This window comes from Mycobacterium novum, assembly GCF_010726505.1.
Classification (GTDB): Bacteria; Actinomycetota; Actinomycetes; order Mycobacteriales; family Mycobacteriaceae; genus Mycobacterium; species Mycobacterium algericum.
The window spans coordinates 2,130,385-2,157,368 of sequence record NZ_AP022562.1 but is presented as its reverse complement, the minus strand read 5'-3'; the positions used below and the strand labels follow the sequence as shown (position 1 = coordinate 2,157,368).

The 26,984-nt window shown below is 68.4% G+C and carries 19 protein-coding genes and 1 pseudogene; 9 read left to right on the top strand and 11 right to left on the bottom strand.

All coding sequences use genetic code 11. The annotated features are described in order from the left end of the window. Positions 1-16 precede the first annotated feature (16 nt). Positions 17-655: a TetR/AcrR family transcriptional regulator gene (locus G6N19_RS10015; RefSeq protein ID WP_013831093.1), complete on the top strand. Its 639-nt coding sequence runs from the start codon at positions 17-19 to the stop codon at positions 653-655. A 12-nt stretch (positions 656-667) separates the two neighbouring features. Here the strand turns inward: G6N19_RS10015 and G6N19_RS10010 are convergent, their stop codons facing one another. Next, on the bottom strand, positions 668-1,090 hold the full coding sequence (locus G6N19_RS10010; RefSeq protein ID WP_193466366.1) for a hypothetical protein: 423 nt from the start codon (positions 1,088-1,090) through the stop codon (positions 668-670). A 102-nt stretch (positions 1,091-1,192) separates the two neighbouring features. On the opposite strand from G6N19_RS10010, the pseudogene G6N19_RS10005 reads away from it, so the two are divergent. Beyond that, positions 1,193-1,288: pseudogene (locus tag G6N19_RS10005) on the top strand (LLM class F420-dependent oxidoreductase); the annotation flags it as partial. Positions 1,289-1,686: 398 nt separating this feature from the next. On the opposite strand, the gene G6N19_RS10000 reads toward G6N19_RS10005, so the two are convergent. Next, the gene (locus G6N19_RS10000) at positions 1,687-3,138 is read right to left on the bottom strand and encodes a glutamate synthase subunit beta (protein ID WP_193466244.1); all 1,452 of its coding nucleotides are present in this window, start codon (positions 3,136-3,138) and stop codon (positions 1,687-1,689) included. Continuing rightward, positions 3,131-7,753, bottom strand: coding sequence for a glutamate synthase large subunit (gene gltB, locus G6N19_RS09995; protein ID WP_193466365.1), 4,623 nt, complete (start codon positions 7,751-7,753; stop codon positions 3,131-3,133). The genes G6N19_RS10000 and gltB overlap by 8 nt, the downstream gene beginning before the upstream one ends. 266 nt (positions 7,754-8,019) lie before the next feature. Between gltB and glnA the strand changes: the two genes are divergently transcribed. Together glnA and G6N19_RS09985 are read left to right on the top strand one after the other, a co-directional pair. Beyond that, entirely contained in the window at positions 8,020-9,444 is a 1,425-nt protein-coding gene (glnA, locus tag G6N19_RS09990) for a type I glutamate--ammonia ligase (RefSeq protein WP_193466243.1), read from the top strand. 92 nt (positions 9,445-9,536) lie between these two features. Then, positions 9,537-10,610 (top strand): MinD/ParA family ATP-binding protein, encoded by a 1,074-nt coding sequence (locus G6N19_RS09985; RefSeq protein WP_193466242.1) that lies wholly within the window; start codon positions 9,537-9,539, stop codon positions 10,608-10,610. Here G6N19_RS09985 and G6N19_RS09980 read toward each other — a convergent pair. Further along, positions 10,598-11,053, bottom strand: coding sequence for a MaoC family dehydratase (locus tag G6N19_RS09980; protein ID WP_013831101.1), 456 nt, complete (start codon positions 11,051-11,053; stop codon positions 10,598-10,600). The genes G6N19_RS09985 and G6N19_RS09980 overlap by 13 nt on opposite strands. Before the next feature lie 33 nt (positions 11,054-11,086). Continuing rightward, positions 11,087-12,298, bottom strand: coding sequence for a CoA transferase (locus G6N19_RS09975; protein WP_193466241.1), 1,212 nt, complete (start codon positions 12,296-12,298; stop codon positions 11,087-11,089). Between the two features lie 224 nt (positions 12,299-12,522). On the opposite strand from G6N19_RS09975, the gene ag85C reads away from it, so the two are divergent. After that, the gene (gene ag85C, locus G6N19_RS09970) at positions 12,523-13,515 is read left to right on the top strand and encodes a diacylglycerol acyltransferase/mycolyltransferase Ag85C (RefSeq protein ID WP_013831103.1); all 993 of its coding nucleotides are present in this window, start codon (positions 12,523-12,525) and stop codon (positions 13,513-13,515) included. Positions 13,516-13,671: 156 nt separating this feature from the next. On the opposite strand, the gene G6N19_RS09965 is transcribed toward ag85C, so the two are convergent. After that, positions 13,672-14,352: a YoaK family protein gene (locus G6N19_RS09965; RefSeq protein WP_193466240.1), complete on the bottom strand. Its 681-nt coding sequence runs from the start codon at positions 14,350-14,352 to the stop codon at positions 13,672-13,674. Between the two features lie 27 nt (positions 14,353-14,379). Beyond that, positions 14,380-15,432 carry a S1C family serine protease gene (locus G6N19_RS09960; protein WP_193466239.1) on the bottom strand — a complete coding sequence of 351 codons (1,053 nt, stop codon included), beginning with the start codon at positions 15,430-15,432 and terminating at the stop codon, positions 14,380-14,382. A gap of 216 nt (positions 15,433-15,648) precedes the next feature. On the opposite strand from G6N19_RS09960, the gene G6N19_RS09955 reads away from it, so the two are divergent. The 3 genes from G6N19_RS09955 to G6N19_RS09945 are packed head-to-tail and all read left to right on the top strand — an operon-like array spanning position 15,649 to position 19,101. Then, the gene (locus G6N19_RS09955; protein ID WP_193466238.1) at positions 15,649-17,778 is read left to right on the top strand and encodes an elongation factor G-like protein EF-G2; all 2,130 of its coding nucleotides are present in this window, start codon (positions 15,649-15,651) and stop codon (positions 17,776-17,778) included. Between the two features lie 27 nt (positions 17,779-17,805). Then, on the top strand, positions 17,806-18,288 hold the full coding sequence (locus G6N19_RS09950) for a hypothetical protein (protein WP_013831107.1): 483 nt from the start codon (positions 17,806-17,808) through the stop codon (positions 18,286-18,288). Between the two features lie 39 nt (positions 18,289-18,327). Continuing rightward, complete coding sequence (locus G6N19_RS09945) at positions 18,328-19,101, top strand: L,D-transpeptidase (RefSeq protein ID WP_041320394.1); 774 nt, start codon at positions 18,328-18,330, stop codon at positions 19,099-19,101. Positions 19,102-19,104: 3 nt separating this feature from the next. Here the strand turns inward: G6N19_RS09945 and G6N19_RS09940 are convergent, their stop codons facing one another. The 4 genes from G6N19_RS09940 to G6N19_RS09925 all read right to left on the bottom strand — a co-directional run bounded on the left by G6N19_RS09940 (position 19,105) and on the right by G6N19_RS09925 (position 26,299). Next, positions 19,105-19,281: a hypothetical protein gene (locus tag G6N19_RS09940; protein ID WP_193466237.1), complete on the bottom strand. Its 177-nt coding sequence runs from the start codon at positions 19,279-19,281 to the stop codon at positions 19,105-19,107. A 297-nt stretch (positions 19,282-19,578) separates the two neighbouring features. Beyond that, positions 19,579-23,121, bottom strand: a complete 3,543-nt coding sequence (car, locus tag G6N19_RS09935) for a carboxylic acid reductase (protein WP_193466236.1) — start codon at positions 23,119-23,121, stop codon at positions 19,579-19,581. Positions 23,122-23,273: 152 nt separating this feature from the next. After that, entirely contained in the window at positions 23,274-25,331 is a 2,058-nt protein-coding gene (locus tag G6N19_RS09930; protein WP_408632474.1) for a DUF459 domain-containing protein, read from the bottom strand. A 173-nt stretch (positions 25,332-25,504) separates the two neighbouring features. After that, entirely contained in the window at positions 25,505-26,299 is a 795-nt protein-coding gene (locus tag G6N19_RS09925; protein WP_193466235.1) for a rhomboid family intramembrane serine protease, read from the bottom strand. Here G6N19_RS09925 and G6N19_RS09920 point away from each other — a divergent pair. Beyond that, on the top strand, positions 26,298-26,978 hold the full coding sequence (locus G6N19_RS09920; RefSeq protein ID WP_193466234.1) for a class I SAM-dependent methyltransferase: 681 nt from the start codon (positions 26,298-26,300) through the stop codon (positions 26,976-26,978). The two genes, G6N19_RS09925 and G6N19_RS09920, sit on opposite strands and share 2 nt — an antisense overlap. Positions 26,979-26,984: the final 6 nt, after the last annotated feature.

Genomic DNA, 26,984 nt, shown 5'->3' with positions numbered 1-26,984 from the left:
GTGTAGACTAGCGGTCGTGACTTCGCTTGGCTCCACGCGGTCCCGCAGCCGCCGTTCGACCCGGCCGTCCGGCGACGACCGGGAGCGGGCGATCCTGACCACGGCCGAACGACTCCTCGAGCAGCGGCCGCTGGCCGAGATCTCCGTGGACGACCTGGCCAAAGGCGCCGGGATCTCGCGGCCCACGTTCTACTTCTATTTCAAGTCCAAGGACGCCGTGCTGCTGTCGCTACTGGAGCCGCTGATCGCGGCCGCCGACGAGAACTTCGTCGGGGCGGTGCAGCGGCTGCCCAGTGACCCGCGACGGATCTGGCGCAGTGGCATCAAAGCGTTCTTCATCGCGTTCAGCTCGCATCGCGCGATCGCCCGGGCCGGCACCGAAGCGCTGGCCACCAGTCCTGAGTTCAAGGCGATGTGGAACGGCTTCATGCAGCGATGGATTCAACAGACCGCGGCGATGATCACCGCCGAGCGGGATCGCGGCGCGGCGCCGCGCACCATCCCCGCGCTGGACCTGGCGACGTCGCTGAATCAGATGAACGAGCGCACGATGATGGCCGCCCTGATCGCCGAAGAACCGTCGGTCGCCCATGATCGGGTGGTCGACACGCTGACACACATCTGGGTCAGCAGCATCTACGGCGCAGCGCTATAACGACTTTCCTACTCAGAACTCGCCGACACCGAAACCGGCCAGCAGCACCGCGAAACCGCCGATCTCACCGATGATGAGCAAGACCATGCCCACCTTCAGCAGCGGGCCGGCCTTCTCGAACTGGTTGGTGGTGTCACGCAAGGCGCCGTGCAGCATGTAGCTGGCGATCGCGGTGACGAAGAAGTACACCATCACCATCGACGCGGTCATGTTCACCCAGGTCGGCCAGCCGCTGAGCTCGACGAACACCGCGACCAGCAGCGTGGCGAAGGAGTACAGCAGCGCCGCCCGGTGGGCGATGTCGACGTAGATGTGAGCCTGGTGGTTCTCCGAGGTGATGATCTGTTGGTACTTCCAGACCCCCAGCAGCAGCGCCAGCAGGAAGATCAGGCCGGCCGCCAGCAGGGTCACCTTGGTGTCGATCCCCAGCGTGATGCCCACACCGGCGAGCCTATCGGGCACCGCGTTTCATCCGCTGACCAGACGCGAAAGCTCCCGAGTCGGGCCGTCGGTGGGCGCTTTCGTGTCTGGTCGAGCGTCTATCTGCCGGTGCCCTACGACCCGGCGGTGCTGGCACCCCTTGCCGAGGCGGTCCGCGATTCGGGCCTCTGGGGCCCGATCACGTCGGGCTAACGACCAGCAAACTTTCCGGGCCCAGTACACCCGGCTCAGCCGGAAAACCTACGTCGCGTAGCGCAGCAACTCGTCGGCGGTGATGAGACGCTCGTGCTTGGCCGGGAACTCCCGGCTCCTGCGCGGATAGCGCAGCAGTGACCAGGCCATTCGGCCCATCCGGTATCGATATATCGGGTTAATGTACACGGTGATAAACCCCCGCCCCGGCTCGGACCAGATTGGAATAACGCGGACCATGTTAACACGGCGGTTAACGCGATGCCCATTGCCGACCATTAGACACCGGGGCTACGGCAAACAAGACGCGACGCGCCGAATTGTGTTGCATTTGTTGTAATCGGGGCGCAAGTTGCTGAAGGGGTAGAAATCAGTGTGCCGGCGCCGGTCGCACGGCCCTACCGGATCGGCGCCATCGTCGGCGTGACCGGAACCGGCAAGGCGGTCTTGCCCATCAGATACCGGTCCGCGCCCGCGGCGGCGGCCCGGCCCTCGGCGATCGCCCAGACGATCAGCGACTGGCCGCGTCCCATGTCCCCGGCGACGTAGACCCCCGGCACGCCGGTCGCGAAGTCCGCGTCGCGGGCCACGGTTCCGCGAGCGGTGAACTCCACGCCCAGGTCGGTCAGCAACGCCGACCGTTCCGGGCCGACGAACCCCATCGCCAGCAGCACCAGGTCGGCCTCGAGCTCGAAGTCGGTGCCGTCCACCTTCTCGAAACCCCCGTTGCGCCGCCGCACCTCGTGGGCCCGCAGCCCGGTGACGTGCCCGTCTCGGCCGATGAACTCCTCGGTGTTGACCGAGAACACCCGGTCGCCGCCCTCCTCGTGCGCCGCCGAGGTCCGCATGATCAGCGGGTACATCGGCCACGGCGTGGACGGGTCCCGGGTCTCCGGCGGGCGCGGCATGATCTCGAACTGGTGCACGCAGGTGCCGCCCTGGCGGTGCACGGTGCCCAGGCAGTCGGCGCCGGTGTCGCCACCGCCGATGATGACCACCTTCTTGCCGTACGCGGTGATCGGCGGCTCGGACAGATCACCGGCCTGTACCCGGTTCGCCCACGGCAGATACTCCATCGCCTGGTGGATCCCGTCGAGTTCCCGGCCTGGGATCGGCAGATCGCGCCACGCGGTGGCCCCACCGGCCAGCACGACGGCGTCGAAGTCGCTGCGCAGCTGGTCGGCCGTGACATCCACGCCGACATTGACACCAGTGCGGAACGCCGTGCCCTCGGCCTCCATCTGGGCCAGCCGCCGGTCGATGAAGCGCTTCTCCATCTTGAATTCCGGTATGCCGTAACGCAGCAGCCCGCCGATGCGGTCATCACGCTCGAATACCGTCACCGCGTGCCCGGCCCGGGTGAGCTGCTGGGCGGCGGCCAGCCCGGCCGGCCCGGAGCCCACCACCGCGACCGATTTGCCGGTCATCTTCGACGGCCGGATCGGTTCCGCCCAGCCCTCTTTGAAGCCGCGCTCCACGATCTCGTATTCGACCTGCTTGATCGTCACGGGCGGCTGGTTGATACCCAGCACGCAGGCCGGCTCACACGGCGCGGGACAGAGCCGCCCGGTGAAGTCGGGGAAGTTGTTGGTGGCGTGCAGCCGGTCGAACGCCTCGCGCCAGCGCCCGGTGCGGACCAGGTCGTTCCATTCCGGGATCAGGTTGCCCAGCGGACATCCGGTGTGACAGAACGGAACCCCGCAGTCCATGCAGCGGCCCGCCTGTTCGCGCAGCGTGTCCTCGGCGAACTCCTGATACACCTCGTTCCAGTCGCCCACCCGCTCGGAGACCGGCCGGCGCAACGGCAGGATGCGCTGGGTGTGGGTGAGAAATCCCTTCGGGTCAGCCATGTGCTGCCGCCATGATCGCCTCATTCGGATCGGTGCCGCTCGCCTTCGCCTCGGCCACCGCTGCGAGCACCCTTCGGTAATCGCGCGGCATCACCTTGACGAAGTGGCGACGGTGGTTCGGCCAGTCGGCCAGGATGGCCCGCGCGGGCGCGGAGTCGGTTGCCTCGGCGTGGGCGGCCAGGATCCCGCGCAACCAGCTGACGTCGTCGGCGTCGAAGTCATCGAAAGCGTCCAGTTCCACCATCTCGGTGTTGAGCCTGCCCGGCAGTTGTGCATCCGGGTCGTAGACGTAGGCGACGCCGCCGGACATCCCGGCGGCGAAGTTGCGTCCGGTGCTGCCCAGCACCACCACCTTCCCGCCGGTCATGTATTCGCAGCCGTGGTCGCCGACACCCTCGACAACGGCATGTGCCCCGGAGTTGCGGACCGCGAACCGTTCACCGACCACTCCCCGCAGGAACACCTCACCGCTGGTGGCGCCGAACAGGATCACGTTGCCGCCGATGATGTTGTCCTCCGCGACGTACCCGTCGGGCGCGTCGGTCGGCGGCCGGACCACGATCCGGCCACCGGAGAGGCCCTTGCCGACATAGTCGTTGGCGTCGCCGAAGACCCGCAGCGTGATCCCGGGCGGCAGGAAGGCACCGAAGCTGTTGCCGGCAGATCCGGTGAAGGTGATGTCGATGGTGTCCGCGGGCAGGCCTTTGGCGCCATAGGCTTTGGTGACCTGGTTCCCGAGCATGGTGCCGACGGTCCGGTTGACGTTGGAGATCTTGCTGGTGAACCGGACCGGGGTGCCGGAATCGAGTGCCTCGCGGCTCATCACGATCAACTGCTGATCCAGCGCCTTCTCCAGCCCGTGATCCTGGCCGGAGCTGCAGTACAGGTCCTGGTTCATGAAGGCCGACTCCGGCTCGTGCAGCACCGGTGTGAGGTCGAGCTTGTGGGCCTTCCAGTGCGCCCGCGCCAACGTGGTGTCCAGGGCGTTCACCTGACCGACCGCTTCATTGATAGTGCGGAACCCCAGCGCCGCAAGGTATTCGCGGACCTCTTCGGCGATGAACCAGAAGAAGTTCTCGACGAACTCCGGCCGCCCGTTGAAGCGGCTGCGCAGCTCCGGGTTTTGAGTGGCCACCCCGACCGGGCAGGTGTCCAGGTGGCAGACCCGCATCATGATGCAGCCCGAGACCACCAGTGGCGCGGTGGCGAAACCGAACTCCTCGGCGCCCAGCAGCGCGGCGATGACCACGTCGCGGCCGGTCTTGAGCTGTCCGTCCACCTGCACCACGATCCGGTCCCGAAGACCGTTGAGCAGCAACGTCTGCTGAGTCTCGGCCAGGCCCAACTCCCACGGCGCCCCCGCGTGCTTGAGCGAGGTGAGCGGCGCCGCACCGGTGCCGCCGTCGTGGCCGGAGATCAGCACCACGTCAGCGTGCGCCTTGGACACTCCGGCCGCCACCGTCCCGACGCCGTTCTCCGCGACCAGTTTGACGTGGATACGGGCCTCCGGGTTGGCGTTCTTCAGATCGTGGATCAGCTGCTTGAGGTCTTCAATGGAGTAGATGTCGTGGTGCGGTGGTGGCGAGATCAGCCCGACGCCGGGGGTGGCGTGGCGGACCTCTGCAATCCACGGATACACCTTGTTGCCCGGAAGCTGGCCGCCCTCACCGGGTTTGGCTCCCTGGGCAATCTTGATCTGCAGGTCTGAGCAGTTGACCAGGTAGTCGCTGGTGACCCCGAACCGGGCGGAGGCGACCTGTTTGATCGCGCTGCGCCGCCAGTCGCCATTCTCGTCGGGCAGGTAGCGATCGGCGTGTTCGCCGCCTTCGCCGCAGTTCGACCGGCCGCCGATCCGGTTCATCGCGATCGCCAGGGTTTCGTGGGCTTCGGCGGAGATCGAGCCGTAACTCATCGCGCCGGTCGCGAACCGCTTGACGATCTCGGTGGCCGGTTCCACCTCCTCGATCGGAACCGGTGGCCGATCCCCGGTTTTGAACTTCAACAGGCCCCGCAGGGTGGCCAGCCGCTCACTCTGATCGTCGACCAGCGCGGTGTACTCCTTGAATACCTCGTACTGGCCGGTGCGGGTGGAGTGCTGCAGCTTGAACACCGTTTCGGGGTTGAACAGGTGGTACTCCCCCTCGCGGCGCCACTGGTACTCCCCACCGACCGGCAACTCGCGATGGGCGCGCTCCTCGGGACGGTCCAGGTAGGCCAGCGCGTGGCGGCTGGCCACGTCGGCGGCGACGTCGTCGAGCGTGATGCCGCCGATCGGGCAGTACAGACCGGCGAAGTACTCGTCGAGGACGTCTTGGGAGATGCCGACAGGCTGGAACAGTTGTGCGCCGGTGTAGGACGCCCGCGTGGAGATACCCATCTTGGACATCACCTTCAGCACACCCTTGCCGGCCGCCTTGGCGTAGTTGGCCAATGCCTTGCCCCGCTCGATACCGTCGATCAGTCCCCGGTCGAGCATGTCCTCGACGGACTCGAAGGCCAGGTAGGGGTTGACGGCGGCGGCGCCGAAGCCGATCAGCGCCGCGATGTGGTGCACCTCGCGGGCATCGCCGGACTCCACCACCAGGCCCACCTTGGTGCGGGTGCGTTCGGCGACCAGATGGTGGTGCACCGCGGCGGTGGCCAGCAACGACGGGATGGGCGCCAGCGTCTCGTCGGACTCCCGGTCGGAGATCACCAGGAAGCTGGCGCCGTCCTCGATCGCCGCCGACGCCCGGGCGCATACCTGCTGCAGCGCTGCGCGCAGCCCGGCCCCGCCCTCGGCCACCGGGTACAGGCAACTGATCACCGCCGCCGACAGGCCGTGCGGGCCGCGGCTCCCGATCCGCTGATCCGGATCCAGTTTCAGCAGCTTCGCCAGGTCCTGGTTGCTCAGAATCGGCTGGGGCAGCACGATCTGGCGCCAGGTGGGCGCTTCGGCGTTGAGCAGATCACCCTCCGGTCCGAGGGCACCCTGCAGGCTGGTGATCACCTCTTCGCGGATGGCGTCCAACGGCGGATTGGTGACCTGGGCGAACAACTGCTGGAAGTAGTCGTAGAGCAACCGGGGCCGCGCCGAGAGCACCGCCACCGGGGTATCGGTGCCCATCGACCCGATCGGCTCGGCGCCGGAGCGGGCCATCGGGGCGATCAGCAGGTTGAGTTCTTCGTAGGTGTATCCGAATACCAGCTGGCGCAACAGCACCCGTTGGTGCTCCATGCGCGGTGCGTCACCGGGCGGCAGTTCGTCGATGCCGATCAGCGCCTCGTCGATCCACTGCTGGTACGGGCGCTCGGCCGCCAACGTCGACTTGATCTCGTGGTCGGAGATGATCCGTCCGGCGGCGGTGTCCACCAAGAACATCCGGCCGGGCTGCAGCCGTTGCCGGTGCACCACGGTGGCGGGATCCAGGTCGAGCACCCCGGCCTCGGATGCCATCACCACCAGCCCGTCGTCGGTGACCCAGATCCTCGACGGCCGCAGCCCGTTGCGGTCGAGCACCGCACCCACCAGGGTGCCGTCGGTGAAGGTCATCGAGGCCGGGCCGTCCCAGGGCTCCATGAGCGAATCGTGGTACTCATAGAAAGCGCGAGTAGGCCCGTCCATGCTTTCGTGCCGCTCCCAGGCCTCCGGGATCATCATCAGCACCGCGTGCGGCAGGCTGCGGCCCCCCAGGTGCAGCAGTTCGAGCACCTCGTCGAACCGGGCGGTGTCGGAGGCGCCCGGAGTGCAGATCGGAAACAGCTTGGTGGCGCTGTTCTGGGCTCCACCAGCGCCTTCGGGTCCCCCGGCGCCGAAGACATCGGTCCGGATCAGCGCCTCCCGGGCGCGCATCCAGTTCTCGTTGCCGGTGACGGTGTTGATCTCGCCGTTGTGCGCGATGCGCCGGAACGGGTGCGCCAACGGCCACGACGGAAACGTGTTGGTGGAGAACCGGGAATGCACGATGCCCAGCGCACTGTGCAGCCGCTCATCGGCCAGGTCCGGATAGAAGGCCTTGAGCTGCGGCGTGGTCAACATGCCCTTGTAAACCATCGTCCGGCCGGAAAGGCTGGGAAAATAGACGGTTTCGCGCCCGGGACCGTCCTGGCCTGGGCCCTTGTTGCCCAACTCGTGCTCGGCGCGTTTGCGCACCGCGTAGGCGCGGCGCTCCAGGGCCATGCCGGAGGCCCCGGCGATGAACAACTGGCGGAAGGTGGGCATCGCGTCGCGGGCCAGCGCGCCCAGCGACGAGTCGTCGATCGGCACGTCACGCCAGCCGAGTACCTGCAGCCCTTCGGATTCGACGATCTTCTCCAGGCCGGCGCAGGCGGTCGCCGCGTCCCTGGCCGACTGCGGCAGGAAAGCGATGCCGGTGGCGTAGTCGCCTTCGGCCGGCAGGTCGAAATCGGTGACCGCGCGCAGGAACCGGTCCGGTACCTGGATCAGGATGCCGGCGCCGTCACCGCTGTGGGGTTCGGCGCCGGCGGCGCCGCGGTGCTCGAGGTTGAGCAGGGCGGTGATCGACTTGTCGACGATGTCGCGACTACGTCGGCCGTGAATGTCGACGACCATGGCCACGCCGCACGCGTCGTGTTCGAACGCGGGGTTGTAGAGCCCGGCCCGGGAGGGTGTCATCACCACCTGATCCTTCGCACTTTCCGGCGTCGACTCGTCTGGCATCGACGAGCGATCGAGAGGATTGGTCCGTGCGACATTGAACGGCGGTCCGCCTGAAATTCTTCACAGGCAACGTCACGATATACCCCGACCAACGCCGTGTGCCACCTGCTGGACAAATGATCGGCGGGCAGAGTTGTGTTACCTGGACGCAATATCCGGATGATGTCCAGGAAATGTGAGCTGCCTATCGTCTGGCTGTCCTCGCGCAAAGGAGATCCGGTATGGACGGCGATATTTTCAAGCTGCTCGCCGATGAGTCAGTGGAGTACGTCGACGTTCGGTTCTGCGATTTACCGGGCGTGATGCAACATTTCTCCATCCCGGCATCGGCGTTGGATGTGAGCGTCTTCGAGGACGGGTTGGCCTTCGACGGTTCCTCGATCCGGGGCTTCCAGTCCATCCATGAGTCCGACATGCTGCTGCTGCCCGACCTGGACACCGCATGGATCGATCCGTTCCGGGCGGCCAAGACGCTGAACCTGAACTTCTTCGTCCACGATCCCTTCACCCGCGAGCCCTACTCCCGCGACCCGCGCAACGTCGCCCGCAAAGCGGAGAACTACCTGACCAGCACCGGCATCGCCGACACCGCCTACTTCGGCGCCGAAGCCGAGTTCTACATCTTCGATTCGGTGAGCTTCGACTCGCAGATGAACGGCTCGTTCTACCAGGTGGATTCGGTTGCAGGGTGGTGGAACACCGGCAGGACCACCGAACCGGACGGCAGCCCCAATCTCGGCTACAAGGTCCGGCCCAAGGGCGGCTACTTCCCGGTGGCGCCCAATGACCAGTTCGTCGACCTGCGCGACGCGATGGCCACCAACCTGACCAACGCCGGTTTCGCGGTGGAGCGCGGTCACCATGAGGTCGGCACCGGCGGCCAGACCGAGATCAACTACCGGTTCAACACGCTGCTGCACGCCGCCGACGACCTGATGCTGTTCAAATACATCATCAAGAACACCGCTTGGGCGCACGGCAAGACCGTCACCTTCATGCCCAAACCGCTGTTCGGTGACAACGGCTCGGGCATGCACGTGCACCAGTCGGTCTGGCAGGACGGCGAACCGCTGTTCTACGACGAAGCCGGCTACGCCGGACTGTCGGACACCGCCCGGCATTACATCGGCGGCATCCTGCACCACTCCCCGTCACTGCTGGCGTTCACCAACCCGACCATCAACTCCTACAAGCGCCTGGTGCCGCACTACGAGGCGCCGATCAACCTGGTCTACAGTCAGCGCAACCGTTCGGCCTGTGTGCGCATCCCGATCACCGGCACCAACCCCAAGGCCAAGCGGCTGGAGTTCCGCTGCCCGGACTCCTCGGGTAACCCGTACCTGGCGTTCGCGGCGATGCTGATGGCCGGCATCGACGGCGTCAAGAACAAGATCGAGCCGCCCGACCCGGTCGACAAGGACCTCTACGAGCTGCCGCCCGACGAGGCGGCCGCCATCCCGCAGGCACCCACCCAGTTGTCCCACGTGATCGACAATCTGGAAGCCGACCACGAATACCTCACCGAAGGCGGGGTTTTCACTCCCGACCTCATCAACACCTGGATCAGCTACAAGCGGGAGCACGAGATCAACCCGATCAACCTGCGCCCGCACCCCTACGAGTTCGCGCTGTACTACGACTGCTGACCGGGGCTGACGCGGTATCGACGCCGCCGCGATTAAGCTGCAGGGTTGTCGGGCCACCCGGCCGTGCCGCTTCCGTATGCCCCGAGGAGCCTATGAACGCCCAGGACGACTTCCTGCGGGGCCGGGTGCCGCCGTCACAACAGCATCCGCAACAGCAGTCACAACAACAACGGCCCTGGCAACCGCCGCCGCAACCGCAACCACTGCAGCACGCGCCCTATCCGGCGCCGGCCCCGATGCCACCGGTCCGGCCCCGCCCGACCCGCGGCTGGCGGCGTGTCGTGCTGTCGGCGACGTTCGGGCTGGTCAACCTGGGTCCCTCACCGGCCGAGCGTGAGGAGACCGCCTACGAGGCGGCCATCCGATCGATGCCGAACGGCAGCTACAAGGTGGGCGTGTTGGGCAAGGGCGGTGTCGGCAAGACCACGGTGGCGGCCAGCGTGGGTTCGGTGTTCGCCGCACTGCGCCGGGCCGACCACGTAGTGGCCGTCGACGCCGATACCGCCTTCGGCCGGCTCGGCAGCCGTATCGACCCGCGCGCCACCAGTTCCTACTGGGATCTGGCAGCCGATGCGGGCATGCAGTCGTTCGCCGACATCAGCAGCCGCGTGGGCGCCAACGCCGCGGGGCTCTACGTGCTGATCGGCGAGCCGGCCGCGGGTCGGCGCCGGATCCTCGACGCCGCGTTGTACCGGGAGGCGGCGCTGCGCCTGGACCGGCACTTCACCATCTCGATCATCGACTGCGGTTCGACGATGGACTCACCGGTGACCCAGGAGGCATTGCGCGACCTCGACGCGCTGATCGTGGTGTCCTCGCCCTGGGCGGACGGCGCCGGCGCGGCCGCCAAGACCATGGAGTGGCTCGCAGACCGCGGCCAGGGCGGTCTGCTGCAGCGCACCGTCGTGGTGCTCAACGACTCCGACGGCCACGCCGACCAGCGCACCCGCTCCGCGCTCACCGCGCAGTTCCTGCGGCACGGCCAAGCGGTGGTCGAGGTACCGTTCGACCCGCACCTGCGGCCCGGCGGGGTGATCGACATCATGCAGGAGATGGCACCGGCCACCCGCCGGCGCTTCCTGCAGATCGCGGCGATCATCGCGCATTACTTCTCGTCGCGCCCCGGCGGCCGGGACGCCAAGACCAGGCCGAATCAGAGCAGGTAGCGCACGACGCTCTCGGCGACGCAGGCCGGCTTGGCGCTTCCGTCGATGGACACCGTGGTCGAGTAGGTCACCTGCTGGGCGCCGCCGCCGACATCGGTGACCTCGACCACGGAGGTCTCCGCCCGGATTTTGGAGCCCACCGGAACGGGCGCCGGGAAGCGCACCTTGTTCAGCCCGTAGTTGATCGCCAGCTTCACTCCCTCGAGGCGGCTGATCTGCGCCATCAGTTTCGGCAGCATGGCCAGCGTCAGGTAGCCGTGAGCGATCGTGGTCCCGAACGGCCCGTCGGCGGCCCGCTCCGGGTCGACATGGATCCACTGGTGATCACCGGTGGCGTCGGCGAACAGATTGACCGCTTCCTGGGTGATGGTCACCCATTCGCTTTGGCCGATCGGCTCGCCCTGGCAGGCGGCGAGTTCCTCGATCGATTCGAAAGTGCGCATACGCTCCCGCTTCCCCTATCTGATTCGTTGCATCTAATCCGTTGCCACCGTGCCATTTCGGCGCAGCAGCTCGATATCGTCGATTGTCATCCCCAGTTCGGTCAACAACTGTTCGGTGTCGGCGCCCAAGGCCGGTGCCGCGACGGCAGGCGGGTGTACACCGTCGAGGGACGCCGGCAGCCCGGCCGCCAGATAGTCGCCGATCCGGGGCTGGTGCAGCGACCGGAACATCGCGTTATCGCCCAGCCGCTCGTCTGCGGCCACGTCGGCGAAGCTGCGGTAGCGGTCCCACAGCAGCGAAGTGCCGGCAAGGGCCGCCTCGATCTGCGCTCCCGTCCGCTCAGCGAACCAGCCGTTGAACAGTCCGGTGAGAACATCGCGGTGACGGTAGCGCTGCCCTTCGTCGCCGAAGTCAATATCGCGCGCATCAGCCAGTGCAGCAATGACTTTCGTCGTTCCGGTCAACTCTGTCAGGTCGCGGAAGTGCCGGTTGGTCAGCGTGACGATCATGAACGACACGCCGTCACTGCCGGTGAAGGTCTGACCGTAGCTGCCGTAGAGCGCGTTGCCGATGCGGTCCCGCCGCGCGCCGTTGACCATCGCCTCGGTGAGGAAGCCGAGCGCGCTGGCGGTTCCCAGCGCGACGTCCTCCAACGCCAGCCGGATCCGGCAGGGCTCACCCGTGCGGTCCCGGCGATGCAGCGCGGCGACCACCGCCAATGCGCCGTGCAGCCCACACGCGATGTCCCAGGCCGGCAGCACGTGGTTGATCGGTGCGCCGTAGTCCGCGGGCCCGGTCACCAGCGGAAAGCCGGTGGCCGCGTTGACCGTGTAGTCCACGGCGGTGGAGCCGTCGGCGCGGCCGAGCACCTCGAGATGGATCAGGTCGGCACGCTCGGCGACCAGTGTGTCGAAGGAAAGCCATTGCCGGCCGGCCATATTCGTCAGCACCACACCGCTTTCGGCGATCAGGCGCTGCACCAGTCGCTGCCCTTCCGGTGCCCGCAGATCGGCGGTCATCGAACGCTTGCCCTTGTTCAGCCCGGTCCAGTAGATCGACGTGCCGTCTTCGGTGACCGGCCAGCGACGGTAGTCGGCCGCCCCGCCGACCGGGTCGATCCGCACCACGTCAGCGCCGAGTTGGGCCAGCGTCATCCCGGCGAGCGGCACCGCCACGAAGCTGGCGATCTCGATGACCCGCACCCCGGCCAGCGGTCGCGGCGCCTCCTCGGCAGTCGGGACCATTCCTGCTCCTTGCGTCGATGATTACGTCGACTATATGCCTACCCCGGCCGCGACCCCGGCCGCGAGCGAGTCCGCGCCGAATCTCAATCGTTGCCGAACCGCGATATGAAATCCCGTGGCGGCGAACAGGACACGACGGCGCATCGTGTTTGACTTCGTGCAGGAGGACAAAGCCACAAGCCTTCCGCAGCTTGCGGAACGACCATTGGGATGGGAATCAGCTTATGAAGAGCGTTGAGAAGTTGCGTCACGCGGCGGGCCGGGTGTCACGCCGGCTGTCGGTCGCGGCGGTGGGGGCCGCACTGCTGGGCGGACTCGTCGGGGTCGTCGGCGGTTCGGGCGACGCGTCCGCGTTCTCCCGGCCGGGCCTGCCGGTGGAGTACCTGCAGGTGCCGTCGGCGTCGATGGGCCGTGACATCAAGGTGCAGTTCCAGCCGGGTGGCGCCCACGCGGTGTACCTGCTGGACGGGCTGCGAGCCCAGGACGACTACAACGGCTGGGACATCAACACCCCGGCGTTCGAGGAGTACTACGGCTCGGGCCTGTCGGTGATCATGCCGGTCGGCGGGCAGTCCAGCTTCTACTCCGACTGGTATCAACCGTCGCAGGGCAACGGGCAGAACTACACCTACAAGTGGGAGACCTTCCTGACCCGGGAGATGCCCGCCTGGATGCAGGCCAACAAGAGCGTGTCGCCCAACGGCAACGCGGTGGTGGGACTGTCGATGGCGGGCGGTTCGGCGCTGATCCTGGCGGCGTACTACCCGCAGCAATTCCCCTACGCCGCTGCCCTTTCGGGCTTCCTCAACCCGTCTGAGGGCTGGTGGCCCACGTTGATCGGGTTGGCGATGAACGACGCCGGCGGTTACAACGCCAACAGCATGTGGGGTCCCTCGTCCGACCCGGCCTGGCGGCGGAACGACGCGATGGTGCAGATCCCGCGGCTGGTGGCCAACCGCACCCGCATCTGGGTCTACTGCGGCAACGGCACGCCGAGCGACCTGGGCGGCAACAACCTGCCCGCCAAGTTCCTGGAGAGCCTGACGCTGCGCACCAACCAGACGTTCCAGCAGAACTATCTGGCCGCCGGCGGCAACAACGGGGTGTTCAACTTCCCGGCCAACGGCACGCACGACTGGCCGTACTGGAACGAGCAGCTGGTCGCGATGAAGCCCGACATCCAGCGGGTGCTGGGAGTGGGAATCGACCCGACCTGATCGACCCATCCGGGTACGCGAGACCGACGTTTTGCAGGGGAACCGCGAGAGCGGCCCTGCCAAACGTCGGTTTCGTGCGACGGTCCCAGCTTCGCCTCTCCTCCGTCGAGCCTCGCTGAACCGTCGGTTTCGTGCGGCATTGGCGCGGGCCGGCCGTCACCGCCACACGTCGCGGCGGTCGACGTAGCGGTGGGTGTACCACATGGCCAGCACGCAGACCGCCGTGGCGATGCCCAGCATCCAGGTGCCGCCGGCCGCCAGGCTGATGCAGCCACCGACGGCCGCGCCGGAGGTGTAGCCGGCGAGCAGCATGAAGTGGCCCAGCCAGTCCGCGATGCTGCCGCCGTTGAAATGGCGCTCGATGCCCTGGCCCAGTTTGACCACCGTGCCGGTGACATAGCTCAACGGGATCGAGACCTCGCCGTCGCGGACGAAGGTGGTGTTGAGCGCGCCGACCCCGTACGCGACCAACAGGATCGGCAGCAGCGGCAGCGGCAGCGACGGCCCGCCCGCCACCGTCCAGTCGAGCAGGGTCGCGGCCAGCAGGGCGACGGCGGTCAGCAGCAGCGCGCCGTGCGGCTGGCTGGGCCAGACCCGGCGCCGGAAGACCGACGCGGTCAGCACGCCGCCCAGAAAGGAGAACAGCAGGGCCGCCGCGGAGATCGACAGCCACTCGTTGCCGTCGAATACCCCCAGCACCGCACGCCCGGCGTTGCCGGTCATGAAGGTGACGAAGTAGCCCTCCGAATGGGTGTAGGCCGTGGCGGCCAGCACCCCGGCCAGGCCTGCGAGCACCCAGGACAGCTTGGTTTCACTGTCGTAGTGCCGGCGTATCACGCGAGCCTGGAACTGATGGGTTCTACCTCAGCCGACCGGGCCCGGCACCAGGGTGATGGTGGCGCTGTGTTCGCTGCCCATCGGGGTGCGCCAGCTCAATGTGATGGTGTCGCCCGGATGGCGCTGGTCGAGTACGTCGGTCAGGTCGGTGGCCGAGTTGACCGGCCGGCCGTTGACCGAGGTGATGATGTCGTCCCTGGCGATACCGCTCTCGGCAGCCGGGGTGCCCTCGAGCACCTGGGCGACCCGCGCCCCACCGTTGTTGTCCACCACGCCGACACCCATGAACGCGGTCTCACCGATGTGGACGGTGGGTGACGAGATGCCGGAGCGAATCTGTCCGGCGATGGCCATCGCCTGGTTGATCGGGATCGCGTAGCCTTCGCCGCCGGGCTGGGCGAACTTGTAGTTGTCCGACGCCGCGGTGTTCATCCCGATCACCTGGCCGGCCGCGTTCACCATTGGGCCGCCGGAATCCCCGGGGCGGATCGCGGTGTCGGCCTTGATCATGTTCGTCAGCGTCTCGGTGCTGCCGGTGAGTTCGTCGGCGGCCGAGACGGTCTGGTTCAAGCCGATGACCTTGCCGGGCACCGCGCTCGGCGTACCACCCTGGCCGCCGGCGTTGCCCATCGCGACCACCGGGTCGCCGATCGCGACCTTGGACGAGTCGCCGATGTTGGCCGACGGCAGGCCGGAGGCGCCGCGCAGCTGCAGCACCGCCACGTCATGGCTGCGGTCGAAGCCGAGCACGTCGACGTCGTAGCTCTGCCCGTTGCCGACCGAAACCACGGTGAGGCTGGTGGCCCCGGCGATGACGTGGTTGTTGGTGAGCACGATGCCGCTGGGATCCAGCACGATCCCGGTTCCGGCACCGACCGCGCTCTGATACCCCATCTGCGCATCGATGTTGACCACCGCGGGACCGACCTGCGCGACCATCGCCGACGGGTCGAGCGGGGGTGCGGGCAGCGTCGGTGCCGCCTGGACCGGCACTGCACCAAGGCCCAGACCGGCTGTGCTGATCACAGCCGCTGTGACGCTGAGCAGCCACCACCTGCGAGGGCGATGCGGTCCGCTCATCGGCGTTACCTCCTGCGGTCGGTCACGATTCGAGTGCCGAAATCCGGCACATCCCAGCAGCTCTTACGACGTGGATCCGTGAGAGAAACACCGCAAGCTTACCGGAACCGTCGGTACGGACCACAAAAGGTGGCCGCCAGCTGGCCAAACACCGAGCTGCCGGAGGGGTTGTGCTCAGCCTCCGTTGCAGGAAGGCTGAGCATTCAGGAGGACGCCATGGCAGACAAGACCGGGACCTCAAGGGGCGCTGCTGCCGCCCCCACCGCGGCCAGTCCGGCCGCCATCCGCAACGTCGTGCTGGTCGGTCCGCCGGGCTCCGGCAAGACCACCCTGGTCGAGGCGATGCTGGTCGCGGCCGGGGTGTTGCCGCGAGCCGGTTCCGTCGGCGACGGCAGCACGGTCTGCGACTACGACGACGCCGAGATCCGCCAGCAGCGTTCGGTCGGGGTTGCGTGCGCATCGCTGTCGCACGACGGGGTCAAGGTCAACCTGATCGACACTCCCGGTTACGCCGATTTCCTCGGGGAACTACGGGCGGGGTTGCGGGCCGCCGACGCTGCGCTGTTCGTCGTGGCGGCCAACGAGGACATCGATGACGCCGCCAACGTGCTGTGGCAGGAATGCCACCAGCTCGCCATGCCGCGGGCGGTGGTGGTGACCAAGCTGGACCATGCCCGGGCGGACTACCCGGGCACCGTGGCGGCCGCCCGGACGGCCTTCGGTGAGCAGGTGCTGCCGCTGTACCTGCCGGCTCCCACCGCTCCCGGCGCCGGCCTGACCGGGCTGCTGGCGGCGGAGCAGTGCGAGGCGCCCGACACCGAGCGGCAGCGCGGCGAGCTGATCGAGGCGATCATCGAGGAGTCCGAGGACGAGTCGCTGCTGGACCGCTACCTGGGCGGGGAGCCAACCGACGGGGCGGTGCTCACCAAAGACCTGAAGCGGGCCTTGGAGCAGGTGCTGGCGCGCGGTTCGTTGTTCCCGGTCATCCCGGTCTGCAGCAACACCGGCGTCGGCGTTGCCGAACTGCTCGAGGTCATCACCGCTGAATTCCCCGGGCCGCCCGAGCATCTGCTCCCGGAGGTGTTCACCCCCGAAGGTGCGGCGCGCCCCGGGCTGAGCTGTGACCCGGCCGGGCCACTGCTGGCCGAGGTGGTCCGCACGACGTCGGATCCCTACGTCGGGCGGGTCAGCCTGGTGCGGGTGTTCTCCGGAACCATCAAGCCCGACAGCGGGATCCATGTCAGCGGACACTGCACCGGGTTCTTCGGCGACGGCAGCGGCCATGCCGACCATGACGAGGACGACCGGATCGGGGCGCTGGCGTTTCCACTCGGCAGACAACAGCGGCCGGCCACCGCGGTGATGGCCGGCGACATCTGCACGGTGGGGCGGCTCAGCCACGCCGAGACCGGGGACACGCTGTCGGACAAGGCCGAACCGTTGGTCTGCAAACCCTGGTCGATGCCCGACCCACTGCTGCCGGTCGCAGTCGTCCCGCACGCCAAGACCGACGAGGACAAGCTGGCGGTCGGGCTGGCGCGGCTGGCGGCCGAGGACCCGGGGCTGCGGATCGAGCGGAACCCGGAAACCCATCAGACCGTGCTGTGGTGCCTGGGCGAGGCGCACTCGGGCATCGTGCTCGACGCCCTGACCCACTGGGTGTCGGTGGACACCGTCGCGCTGCGGATCGCGCTACGGGAGACGTTCGTCAGCAGGGCCAACGGGCACGGCCGCCATGTCAAGCAGTCCGGCGGGCACGGCCAGTACGCGGTCTGCGACATCGAAGTCGAGCCGCTGGCCCAAGGTTCCGGTTTCGAGTTCGTCGACCGGGTGGTGGGCGGGGCGGTGCCCCGCCAGTTCATCCCCAGCGTGGAGAAGGGCGTCCGCGCGCAGCTGGAGCGGGGGCTCACCGGTGGAGCCGGAGCCGGCTACCCGGTGGTCGACATCCGGGTGACCCTGCTCGACGGCAAAGCGCACAGCGTCGACTCGTCCGACTTCGCGTTCCAGATGGCGGGCGCGGCCGCACTGCGCGACGCCGCGGCCGCGGGCCGGGTGCGGTTGCTCGAGCCGATCGACGACGTCACCGTGCTGGTTCCCGACGAACTGGTCGGTGCGGTGATGGGCGATCTGTCGGCTCGCCGCGCCCGGGTGGTCGGCACCGATAAAGTCGGTGCCGACCGCACGCTGGTGAAAGCCGAAGTACCGCAGACCGAGCTGATCCGGTACGTGGTCGATCTGCGTTCGCTGACGCACGGCACCGGTTCGTTCACCCGCCGCTTCGCCCGATATGAGCCGCTGCCGGAGTCCTCGGCGTCGGTGGCCGCGCACGCCGGCAGCAGCGCGTAACCCGCACCGACACCGAAAGGACTCCCTATGACCACGATCGCCGGGCTGCCCGCGCACATCCTGCTGCTGCATTTCGTGGTGGCACTGGTTCCGCTGACCGCGGTCCTGCTCATCCTGTGCGCACTGTGGCCGGCGGCGCGCCGGCGGCTGGTCTGGCTGGTGGCGGTGCTGGCCGCCCTCACGCTGCTGGTCACCCCGGCGACGGTCACCGCCGGCGAGTGGCTGGCCGACACCGGCAAGATCGGCGAATCGCCCGACCTCGACCGCCACATGACCGCCGGCGGGTACGGCCTCTACATGGCGCTCGGCCTGGCCCTCGCGGCGGCCCTGCTGGCCGGCCTGCACGTGGCGCTGTCACGTGGCGGCACGGTGACGCCGGTGGTGCGGTTGACGATCGTCGCCGTGGTGATCGCGCTGGCCGGCGGGTCGATGTTCGCGATCCACACCATCGGCGAATCCGGGAGCAAGGCGGCCTGGGGCAGCCTTTTGGCGCCGGCGGAAGACGGCTAAATCTGCACTGCACCCGCTGCGCTTGGCACAATGGAGGCCATGTACAGGGTGAGGCGGGGAATTTTGGCGATGGCGGGGTCGGTGGCCCTGGTGATGGGGGCGTCCACCGGCATCGGTCAGGCGGCGCAGGCGGTGCAGCCGACGCCGGGGTTCGCCGTCGCGGCGATCGAACCGGCGGCCGGTTCGGTAGTAGGGGTGGCCTACCCGGTGATCGTGACGTTCACCGGGCCGGTGAGCGACCGGGTGGGCGCCGAGCGCGGCATCCACATCGCGGTGACCGGAAAGACGGCATCGGGCATGCCTTCCGGGCATTTCGAATGGGTCAGCGACGATGTCGTGCACTGGGTTCCGGACGGGTACTGGTCACCGCACAGCACGATCGAGGTCGACGCCCACGGCATGTCGACGGGCTTCGAGACCGGTGACGCGGTACTGGGGCTCGCCGACATCTCCGATCACACCTTCACCGTCAGCGTCAACGGCGACACGCTGCGGGTGATGGCGGCATCGATGGGTAAACCCAAGCGCCCCACCCCGATCGGATCGTTCACCGCACTGTCCAAAGAGCGCACCGTCAAATTCGACTCGCGCACCATCGGCATCCCGCTCAACGATCCGGAGGGCTACCTGATCAATGGCGAGTACGGCGTGCGGGTCACCTGGTCCGGCGTCTACGTCCACTCCGCGCCGTGGTCGGTCGGCTCGCAGGGCTACTCCAACGTCAGCCACGGCTGCATCAATCTGAGTCCCGACGACGCGGCGTGGTACTTCAACACGGTGCGATTGGGCGACCCGATCGTGGTGCAGGCCTAGCGGTCAGCAGGCGCCCAGGACCGCAGTCGGCATGTGCGCCACGTACCGCTCGGCGCGCTGCTGCGGGCCCGCCTCCGACGGCGCGCCCAGGTGGCGCAGCCGACCGATCATGCGGCGGCCCGCCCGGCGCACGCCGGAGTCGTTGTTCGTCGAGATACGCTGTGTGACAACAAAGCTCATGATTATTCTCCTGCCGTGATGCCCGCCGAATCGAGTCAGCGGAACTCGCGGATCAGGCCGCGGCAGAGACGCCGGGGCCGGTGAGGGACAGATCGGTCATCGAACTCGGATACGGTCCGTCACTGGGACTCATTTCGCCCCTCACCTCCTTCCGGCCGAGACACGCGGGGATGTCGTTGGGCTCCATGGTCCCATCGAAACACCTGGTCGTCAAACGACGCGGCAGCCATCGAGCCGCGCGCATAAGCGCGGTGGCGGACCGCAATTGGCCCGCCACCGCGTTGATGTCGACCTGAGTCAGAGCAGCCCGAGCAGCTCCAGGTCGGTGATGTACTTGACGATCACCGCGGGTGTCACATGCGGGATATCCTGCGTTGCACCGATTTTCGCCTCCTGCACCGCGGCCCGGAACTTATCGGTGGGTGCGATCGACCCGCAGATGGCAGGCTGCGGCTTCTGGTAGTTGTGCAGCAGCGGCAACAGCGACGCCTGGCGTTGCCGCTCGGGCAGCGCACGCAGGGTGGTCTCGAACCGCTGCAGCCAGTCGCCGTAGTCGTCGATCCGTTCGATCGGGTGGCCGGCCTCGATCAGCCAATCGACGAACTCGTCCATGCCGAGGCCGTCGTCGTAGGGGTTCATCACGTGGTAGGTGGCGAACCCGGCGTCGGCCATGCCCGCGGAGCCGGCCCCCAGCGTGGTGGACGCCTCGGCGATGAACTCCACCGGCAGCCCGTCGTAGTGGGCGCGCTGCCGGTTGCCGGCGGCGTCGAGCTCGTAGAACGATGCGGGCGCCACCCCGGCGGCGACCAGGCTGAACATCATCCGGGTGAACATGTCCGGCAGGTTGAGCTGGCCGGCGTAGCTGGTGTCGGCCAGGATCATGTCGCAGCGGAACACCGCGACCGGCAGGCCGCACCGGTCGTGGGCTTCGCGCAGCAACACCTCGCCGGCCCATTTGCTGTTGCCGTAGCCGTTGGCGTAGCCGTCGTTGATCGCCCGCAGCGGGCTCATCTCCCGCACGTCGGCGTCCTCGGTGAAGCGGCCCAACGGGATCTGGTCGCCGACACCGATGGTGGAGAAGTAGGTGAACGGCTTGATCTTTCCGGTGAGCGCAACCCGGATCAGCTCGGCGGTGCCGACCACGTTCGGGCCGAACAGCTCGCTGTAGGGCAGCACGTGGTTGACCAGCGCGGCCGGGTCGGCGATCACATCGACGGTGTCCGCCAGGCGCTGCCAGACTTGTTGGTCCAGCCCGAGATTCGCCTCGCCCTTGTCGCCGGCGATGACCTCGAGGTGCTCGGCGGCCAACTCGGTGTAGCGGGCCAACAGTTTCGCGTCCCCGCTGTCGAAGGTCGCGTCGAGCCGGGCCCGGGCATCGGCGTCGGAACGCGCCCGCACCAGGCAGATCAGCTTGCCGCCCACCGGGGCCAGTCGCTCCAGCCACTCCAGCGCCAGGTAGCGGCCCAGGAAGCCGGTCGCGCCGGTGAGCAGCACGGTGCGCACCTGCCCGGATGGAGCGGGCAGTGTTGGCGCCGCCGCCAGGGTGGCCTCGTCGAGGAACTTGTCCAGGGTCAGGTCGGCAGCAGCCACCTCGACGGCGTCCCGGCCGTGCACGGAGGCGAAACTGGGCCGCCGGGAACCGGTTTGAGCGGCCCGGCGCTCGGTCTCCACATAGTCGGCGATGGCCGCGAGATCGGTTGCCGGGCTGACGATCACGCCGACCGGCACATCGACGTCGAAGATGTCGCGCAGCAGGTTGCCGAAGGTCAGCGCCGACAGCGAGTCCCCACCCAGGTCGGTGAAATGGGCGTCGGGGTGCAGGTCGGCGGCCGCTGCGCCCAGCAGGGCGGCCGCGGCGCGGCTGACGGTCTCCAGCGCGGGGCGCTGCGCGCCGTGCCGGAGCAGCTCGCTCAGTTCGTTGGCCTGCCCCTCGGCGAGCTCGGCGTAGCGCTGTTCGAGACGATCGCCGTAGTGCGCCTTGAGTTTCGGCCAGGCCAGCTTGCGGATACCCGTCAGCAGCCCGTTCTCGAGACTGAATGGTTCGGTTTCGACGATGAAGTCGCGCGGCACCTCGTAGGACTGCAGGTCGGCGTCGCGGGCCACCTGCTGCAGCGACTCGGCGATCGCCTTCTTCAGTTCGGTGGTATCGCCCAATGCAGCCAGCGCCTCCGGGGTCGGCACCACGACGGCCAGCAGGTAGGGCTGCGCACTGTTGCCGTAGACGTAGATCTGGCGCACCAGCGGGCTGTTGCCGAACTCCGCCTCCAGCTTCGCCAGCGTGACGAACTCACCCTGGGCGAGCTTGAGGACATTGTTGCGCCGGTCGACGTAGACCAGTTGATCCGGGCCGATCTCGGCGACGACATCGCCGGTGCGGTAGTAGCCGTCGGCGTCGAACACCTCGGCGGTGATCTCGGGGCGCTGGTAGTAGCCGGGGAACAGGTTCTCGGTCTTGAGCAGCAGTTCGCCGCGGGGGTGCGGCTTGTCGGTGCCGAAGTAGCCCAGTTCGGGCACGTCGACCAGCTTGTAGTCGAGCACCGGTGGCCGTTGCACGACGCCGTCGAAGAGCACCATGCCCGCCTCGGTCGATCCGTAGCCGTTGAGCAGGTGCAGACCGGTGAGTTCGGAGACCCAGGAACGCAATTCGTCGGAGATCGGCGCCGAGCCGGTCATCGCGAAGATGCACCGCCCGCCGAGCAGGTCGCGGCGCATCTCGGCGAGCACCTGCGCTTCGGCGGCGGCACGGTCGGCGCCGGTGATCCCGTTGACCTCACTTTGGAAGTGCTGGTAGAGCATCTCCCAGATCCGGGGGACGAAGTTGAGTTCGGTGGGCCGGACCAGTGCGAGGTCCTCGAGGAAGGTGGACAGGTCGCTGCGGGCACTGAAGTAGGCGGTGCCGCCGTTGCCGAGCGTGCCGTAGAGGATGCCGCGGCCCATGATGTGGCTCATCGGCATGAAGTTCAGCGTGATCGAGGCGGCGGTCGGGCCGAACCAGTTCTTGGCCGAGCGCACCCACATCCGAGCGACGTTGCGCTGCGGGTACATCGCACCCTTGGGGGCGCCGGTGCTGCCGGAGGTGTAGACCAGCAGGGCCAGCGGGTCGGTGTCCTGGCCGGCGTCGTGGGCCGGCAGGCCCGCCGGGGACAGCGTCCGGCCGCGGGTCAGCAGGTCGGCCAGCGGCTCGACGACGACCTCGGCGCCGGCCAGCTTTGCCCGGGCGTCGGCCAGCGCGTCGCGGTGGTCATCGACCTGCTCGTGGTAGTCGAAGACCATCAGGCGGGTGGGGGCCGGGCCGCTGCGCACCAGCTCGACCGCGTCGGCCAGCGAGTCGATGCTGGCGGCGATCACGCGCGGCTCGGTCTCGGCCACGATCGGGGTCAGGGTGCTCACCGCCGCGGAGGTCTGCAGCGGTACGGCGACCGCGTGGATCTGGCCCAACGCCATGTCGATGACGGTGTAGTCGACACTGGTGAAACCCAGCACCGCCACCCGGTCACCGGGGCGGACAGCGGCGGCGACCAGCGCCGCACTCAGGGCGCGGATCCGTTCGGCCAGCTCGCCGTAGCTGATGGTGTCGTAGCGGGCCTGCAATTGTGCGATGGTGCGTCCTGTCGCGGGGTCGGTGACGAAGTCGACGGCACGCTGGCCCAGCGCGGGTCGGTCGGCGTAGCCGGCCAGCGCGTCCCGCACGAGCTGCGGCAGTGCCAGGCCGGGCTGGGCGATGGCGTCGGCGACGGCCGGGTCGGGTCGGGCGGCGGCGAACTGGGGGTCGACGGCGGCCAGCTCGGCGGCCAGGCGGGCCTGCCGATCCTCGTCAACGGACAGATCAGTAAGCATCATGTGGAACCTCTAATGGGATATCTCGGAAGTGTTTTTTGAAGGCGCAACGCTGCGCTGATAGATACAATGTTAGCAAAACTAATTTAATTCCGGATTGGGCGGCCGCTGTGAGACCTCCCTCAGCGCCGGGTTCCGAGTGGTCCGGAACACGATCAGCTGATCGACTCCTCCAGCCACGGCAGCAGCCACTTCACCCCTTCGGGGGTCAGGTGAATCCCGTCGCTGCGCACCTTGATGCCGTCCACCTTGGCGGTGTAGGTGCCGCCCGGCCCCAGTTTCTTGTTCAGGTCGACCACCGTCACGGCGTCGCGCCCGGCGACCACCCGCCGCAACAGGGCGTTCCAGCGGTCGACCCGCTTCGGGTCGTCCTCCGGCCACAGGCTGCCGTCGGCCCGCTCGCCGTAGCGGCTGTAGGGGACGGTCGTCACCACCACCCGGCTGCCGGCGGACTCCAGCACGTCGAGCGCACGGCGCCATTCCGCGGTCAGGTAGGCGTCGAACGTCGGGTCACCGATGTGGGTCCACTGCCCCTCGTTGACGCGGTCGACCGTCTCCCAGCGGCCCGCGATCAGCAACACCACGTCGGGGCGGTCGGCCTTGACCTGCCGCGCCCACCGGGCCGGCCAGCCGTCACAGTCCGGGCCCTGCTCGATGGTCTTGCCGGCCCAGCGATAGGGCCCGGCGCGCACGATGCTGCAGCCGACGACGGTGTGGTCGATGAAGTCATAGCCCGGCGTGGCCGGCAGGTAGTGCATCAGCGTCCAACCGATCGAGTCCCCGAACACCGAGACGGTGCGCGGCCGGTTGGGGTCGTGGCGCAGGGGCTGTGGCCGGGGCTTTACGGACTCCGAACGCGGGCTCGGCGGCGACGGCGACACCGCGGCCGCCGCCGCCACATCGGGGGTCAGTCCGGTCTGAGCGGCGGGTCGCTCGACGACCGGGACCACGAACACCGTCACCGCCACCGCGGTGGCGCTGACCGCCGCCCCCAGCGGCAGCATCGACACCTGCGCCGGCCGCCAGCGGCGAATCGGTTCCTCGATGGCCCACCACGACACCGCGGCCAGCAGCAGCGTGGCGGCGCACCGCACGGCGAACAGCGCCCAACCCGACCAGCCGGTGCGCTCGCCGTTGAGCACCAGAAAGACCGGCCAGTGCCACAGGTACACGCCGTAGGAGATGGTCCCCAGCCACACCAGCGGAGCCCAAGCCAGCGCGCGGCCCACCAGCCCGTTCTGGTGCAACGCGACCGGGGCGATCACCGCGATCGCCGCCACGGCCACCAGGGTCAGCAGGCCGCCCTGAAACTCCGCGGCGCTGCCGGTGGCGCGGTGCGCCGCCGTCGCCAGCACGGCCAGCCCGGCCAACGGGAGCAGCCGGGCGGCCCAGCGGGCCCGGCGGGTACGCACCACCGACCAGCCCGCCGTCAGCGCGGGCCAGTCCCCCACCAGCAGCGCCGCCGCGGCGGCGCCGATCAGCAGCGCCTGCGCGCGGGTGTCGGTACCGAAGTAGACGCGGTCACGGGTGGCGGCGAACCGGTCGGAGGCCAGCATCTCGGCCGCCGCCGCCGAGACCGCCGCGCCGGCGCTGGCCAGCAGAAAGACGGTCAGCCGCACCCCGCCGACGGTGGCCAGCCGACCGCGGCGCCGGGCGCGTAGGCCCAGCAGCAGGGCGACCGCGATCAGCAGCAGCGGCCAGAGGAAGTAGTACTGCTCCTCGACGCCCAGCGACCAGGTGTGCTGCAGCGGCGACGGGGTGCCGGCCTCGGTGAAGTAGTCGGTCTGCTGGGCGACGAACCGCCAGTTGGCCACCCAGAAGAACGCGGCGATCGCGTCCTCCCGGAGGCCCACCACCGCGTCGGACGGCAGCAGTTCGTGCGCGATCGCCACGGTCAGCACCATCAGCACCAGGGCGGGCAGCAACCGGCGGCCGCGGCGGATCCAGAAGCCGGCGAGGTCGATGCGCCCGGTCCGGTGAAGCTCGTCGATCAGCAGCGAGGTGATCAGGAATCCGCTCAGCACGAAGAACAGGTCGACACCGATGAACCCGCCCGACACTCCCGGGATGCCGCCGTGGTCGGCCAGCACCAACGCGACGGCGATAGCGCGCAGGCCGTCGAGGGCGTGAATCCCCGGTCGTCGCCGTTCCCGCCGCACCCGGTCCGCGGCGCGACCAGTGGTCAGCCGGGCGGCACGCGGGGCCGGCGCCACCCAGCGGGTTCTGCCCGAGGTGCGCACGGAGGTGGCCCGGCGAGTCCGGCTCCCGACCGGTCGACTTATCTCCTGTTGGTCGCTGGTGGCGACGATTGGTCGATCCTCTCGCTGGTGGACCACCGAAAGCTTAGGGGGCGGCCCGCCCTCCTACGCCGACGACACGCTCGGTGTCAGGAGACCAATTCGGCAGTGCGCCACCAGATCAGCGCAACGAACAGCACCAGTAGCGTGACGCTGACCGCGAGTTGGATCTGGTTGCGGCGCGGCGCGGCGGGATAGACGTAGGCGGCCGCGACCAGCAGTCCGGTGACCAGACCGCCGACATGGCCCTGCCAGCTGATCTGCGGGATGGTGAACGTGAAGACCAGGTTGATCACGATGATCGCCGCCACCCAGCCGATATCCATCTGCAGTCGCCGGCCGACGATCAGCGTCGCCCCGAACAAGCCGAAGATGGCGCCCGAGGCCCCGGCGGTGGCGGTGTTCAGCGGCGCCAGCAGATAGACCGTGACCGAACCACCCAGCGCGCTGAGCAGGTACAGCGCACCGAATCGGGACCGGCCGAGCAGGCCTTCCAGCGGCGGGCCCACCACATACAGCGCCCACATGTTCAGCAACAGGTGCATCGCCCCGTAGTGCAGGAACGCCGACGTCAGCAGCCGGTAGAGCTGCCCGTCGGCCACGGCCGGCGACCAGAGCACCAATTCGGAGTCCAGCTGGTGCGACGACATCTGCCCGATGAACGCCAGCACGTTCAACGCGATCAGCCCGTAGCTGATCACCGGGGTCGTCGAGGCGGCCCGCACCAGCGGGCGCGACCGGCGTGGCGCGGCACCCTGCTGCGCGCAGTCCACGCAGTGCTGCCCCACGGCGGCGCCCCGCATGCAGTCACCGCAGATGTAGCGCCCACAGCGCGTGCAGCGCAGTGCGGTGGCCCGGTCGGGGTGCCGGTAGCAGACGGTCATGGATACACCTTCTCAAAGCCCCGGCGGTAGATTTCATGCCGTGGCACCTCCCGCTCCGCGCCGAGCATTCAATGACGTCGTCACCCGGTTCTGGAGCTTTGCCGCTCCGGCCTATGACACCCGCTTTCTGCAACGCTGGGTCTATCGTCCGGCCCAGGACGAGCTGATCGCCGCGCTGCGGTCTCATCAGCCCGCCCGGGTCGCCGACGTCGCCTGCGGCACCGGCATCCTGGCCGACCGCATCGAACGCGAACTGCAACCCGATGCCGTCTACGGGGTGGATATGTCCGCCGGGATGCTCAACGAGGCCCGGACGCGGTCACCGCGGGTGCAGTGGCTGACCGGCGCCGCCGAACAGCTGCCGTTCGAGGACGGGACGCTCGACGCGGTGGTCACCAGCTCGGCGTTTCACTTCTTCAACCAGCCGGCCGCGGTGCGGGAGTTCCACCGGGTACTGGCGCCGGGCGGAATGGCAGCGGTCACGGCGATGAGCCCCCGGCTGCCCGACCCGCTCCAGCTGGCCGGGATCCGGTGGAACCCGTCACGCCAGCCCACGCCCAGTGAGATGCGCACGCTGTTCACCGATGCCGGATTCGCCGTGGCCGACCAGCATCGGGTGGCGCGACCGGCCTGGACGCTGCTGGTGTCGGACCTGATCACGGTCGGCGTCAAGCCATAACACCGG

What these genes read in the sequence shown, in the direction of transcription:
- G6N19_RS10000 (WP_193466244.1), bottom strand. Translation starts at nt 3,138, where the DNA reads ATGGCTGACCCGAAGGGATTTCTCACCCACACCCAGCGCATCCTGCCG.
- gltB (WP_193466365.1), bottom strand. Translation starts at nt 7,753, where the DNA reads ATGACACCCTCCCGGGCCGGGCTCTACAACCCCGCGTTCGAACACGAC.
- glnA (WP_193466243.1), top strand. Translation starts at nt 8,020, where the DNA reads ATGGACGGCGATATTTTCAAGCTGCTCGCCGATGAGTCAGTGGAGTAC.
- G6N19_RS09985 (WP_193466242.1), top strand. Translation starts at nt 9,537, where the DNA reads ATGAACGCCCAGGACGACTTCCTGCGGGGCCGGGTGCCGCCGTCACAA.
- G6N19_RS09980 (WP_013831101.1), bottom strand. Translation starts at nt 11,053, where the DNA reads ATGCGCACTTTCGAATCGATCGAGGAACTCGCCGCCTGCCAGGGCGAG.
- G6N19_RS09975 (WP_193466241.1), bottom strand. Translation starts at nt 12,298, where the DNA reads ATGGTCCCGACTGCCGAGGAGGCGCCGCGACCGCTGGCCGGGGTGCGG.
- ag85C (WP_013831103.1), top strand. Translation starts at nt 12,523, where the DNA reads ATGAAGAGCGTTGAGAAGTTGCGTCACGCGGCGGGCCGGGTGTCACGC.
- G6N19_RS09960 (WP_193466239.1), bottom strand. Translation starts at nt 15,432, where the DNA reads ATGAGCGGACCGCATCGCCCTCGCAGGTGGTGGCTGCTCAGCGTCACA.
- G6N19_RS09955 (WP_193466238.1), top strand. Translation starts at nt 15,649, where the DNA reads ATGGCAGACAAGACCGGGACCTCAAGGGGCGCTGCTGCCGCCCCCACC.
- G6N19_RS09950 (WP_013831107.1), top strand. Translation starts at nt 17,806, where the DNA reads ATGACCACGATCGCCGGGCTGCCCGCGCACATCCTGCTGCTGCATTTC.
- G6N19_RS09945 (WP_041320394.1), top strand. Translation starts at nt 18,328, where the DNA reads ATGTACAGGGTGAGGCGGGGAATTTTGGCGATGGCGGGGTCGGTGGCC.
- G6N19_RS09940 (WP_193466237.1), bottom strand. Translation starts at nt 19,281, where the DNA reads ATGAGCTTTGTTGTCACACAGCGTATCTCGACGAACAACGACTCCGGC.
- car (WP_193466236.1), bottom strand. Translation starts at nt 23,121, where the DNA reads ATGATGCTTACTGATCTGTCCGTTGACGAGGATCGGCAGGCCCGCCTG.
- G6N19_RS09920 (WP_193466234.1), top strand. Translation starts at nt 26,298, where the DNA reads ATGGATACACCTTCTCAAAGCCCCGGCGGTAGATTTCATGCCGTGGCA.
- G6N19_RS09925 (WP_193466235.1), bottom strand. Translation starts at nt 26,299, where the DNA reads ATGACCGTCTGCTACCGGCACCCCGACCGGGCCACCGCACTGCGCTGC.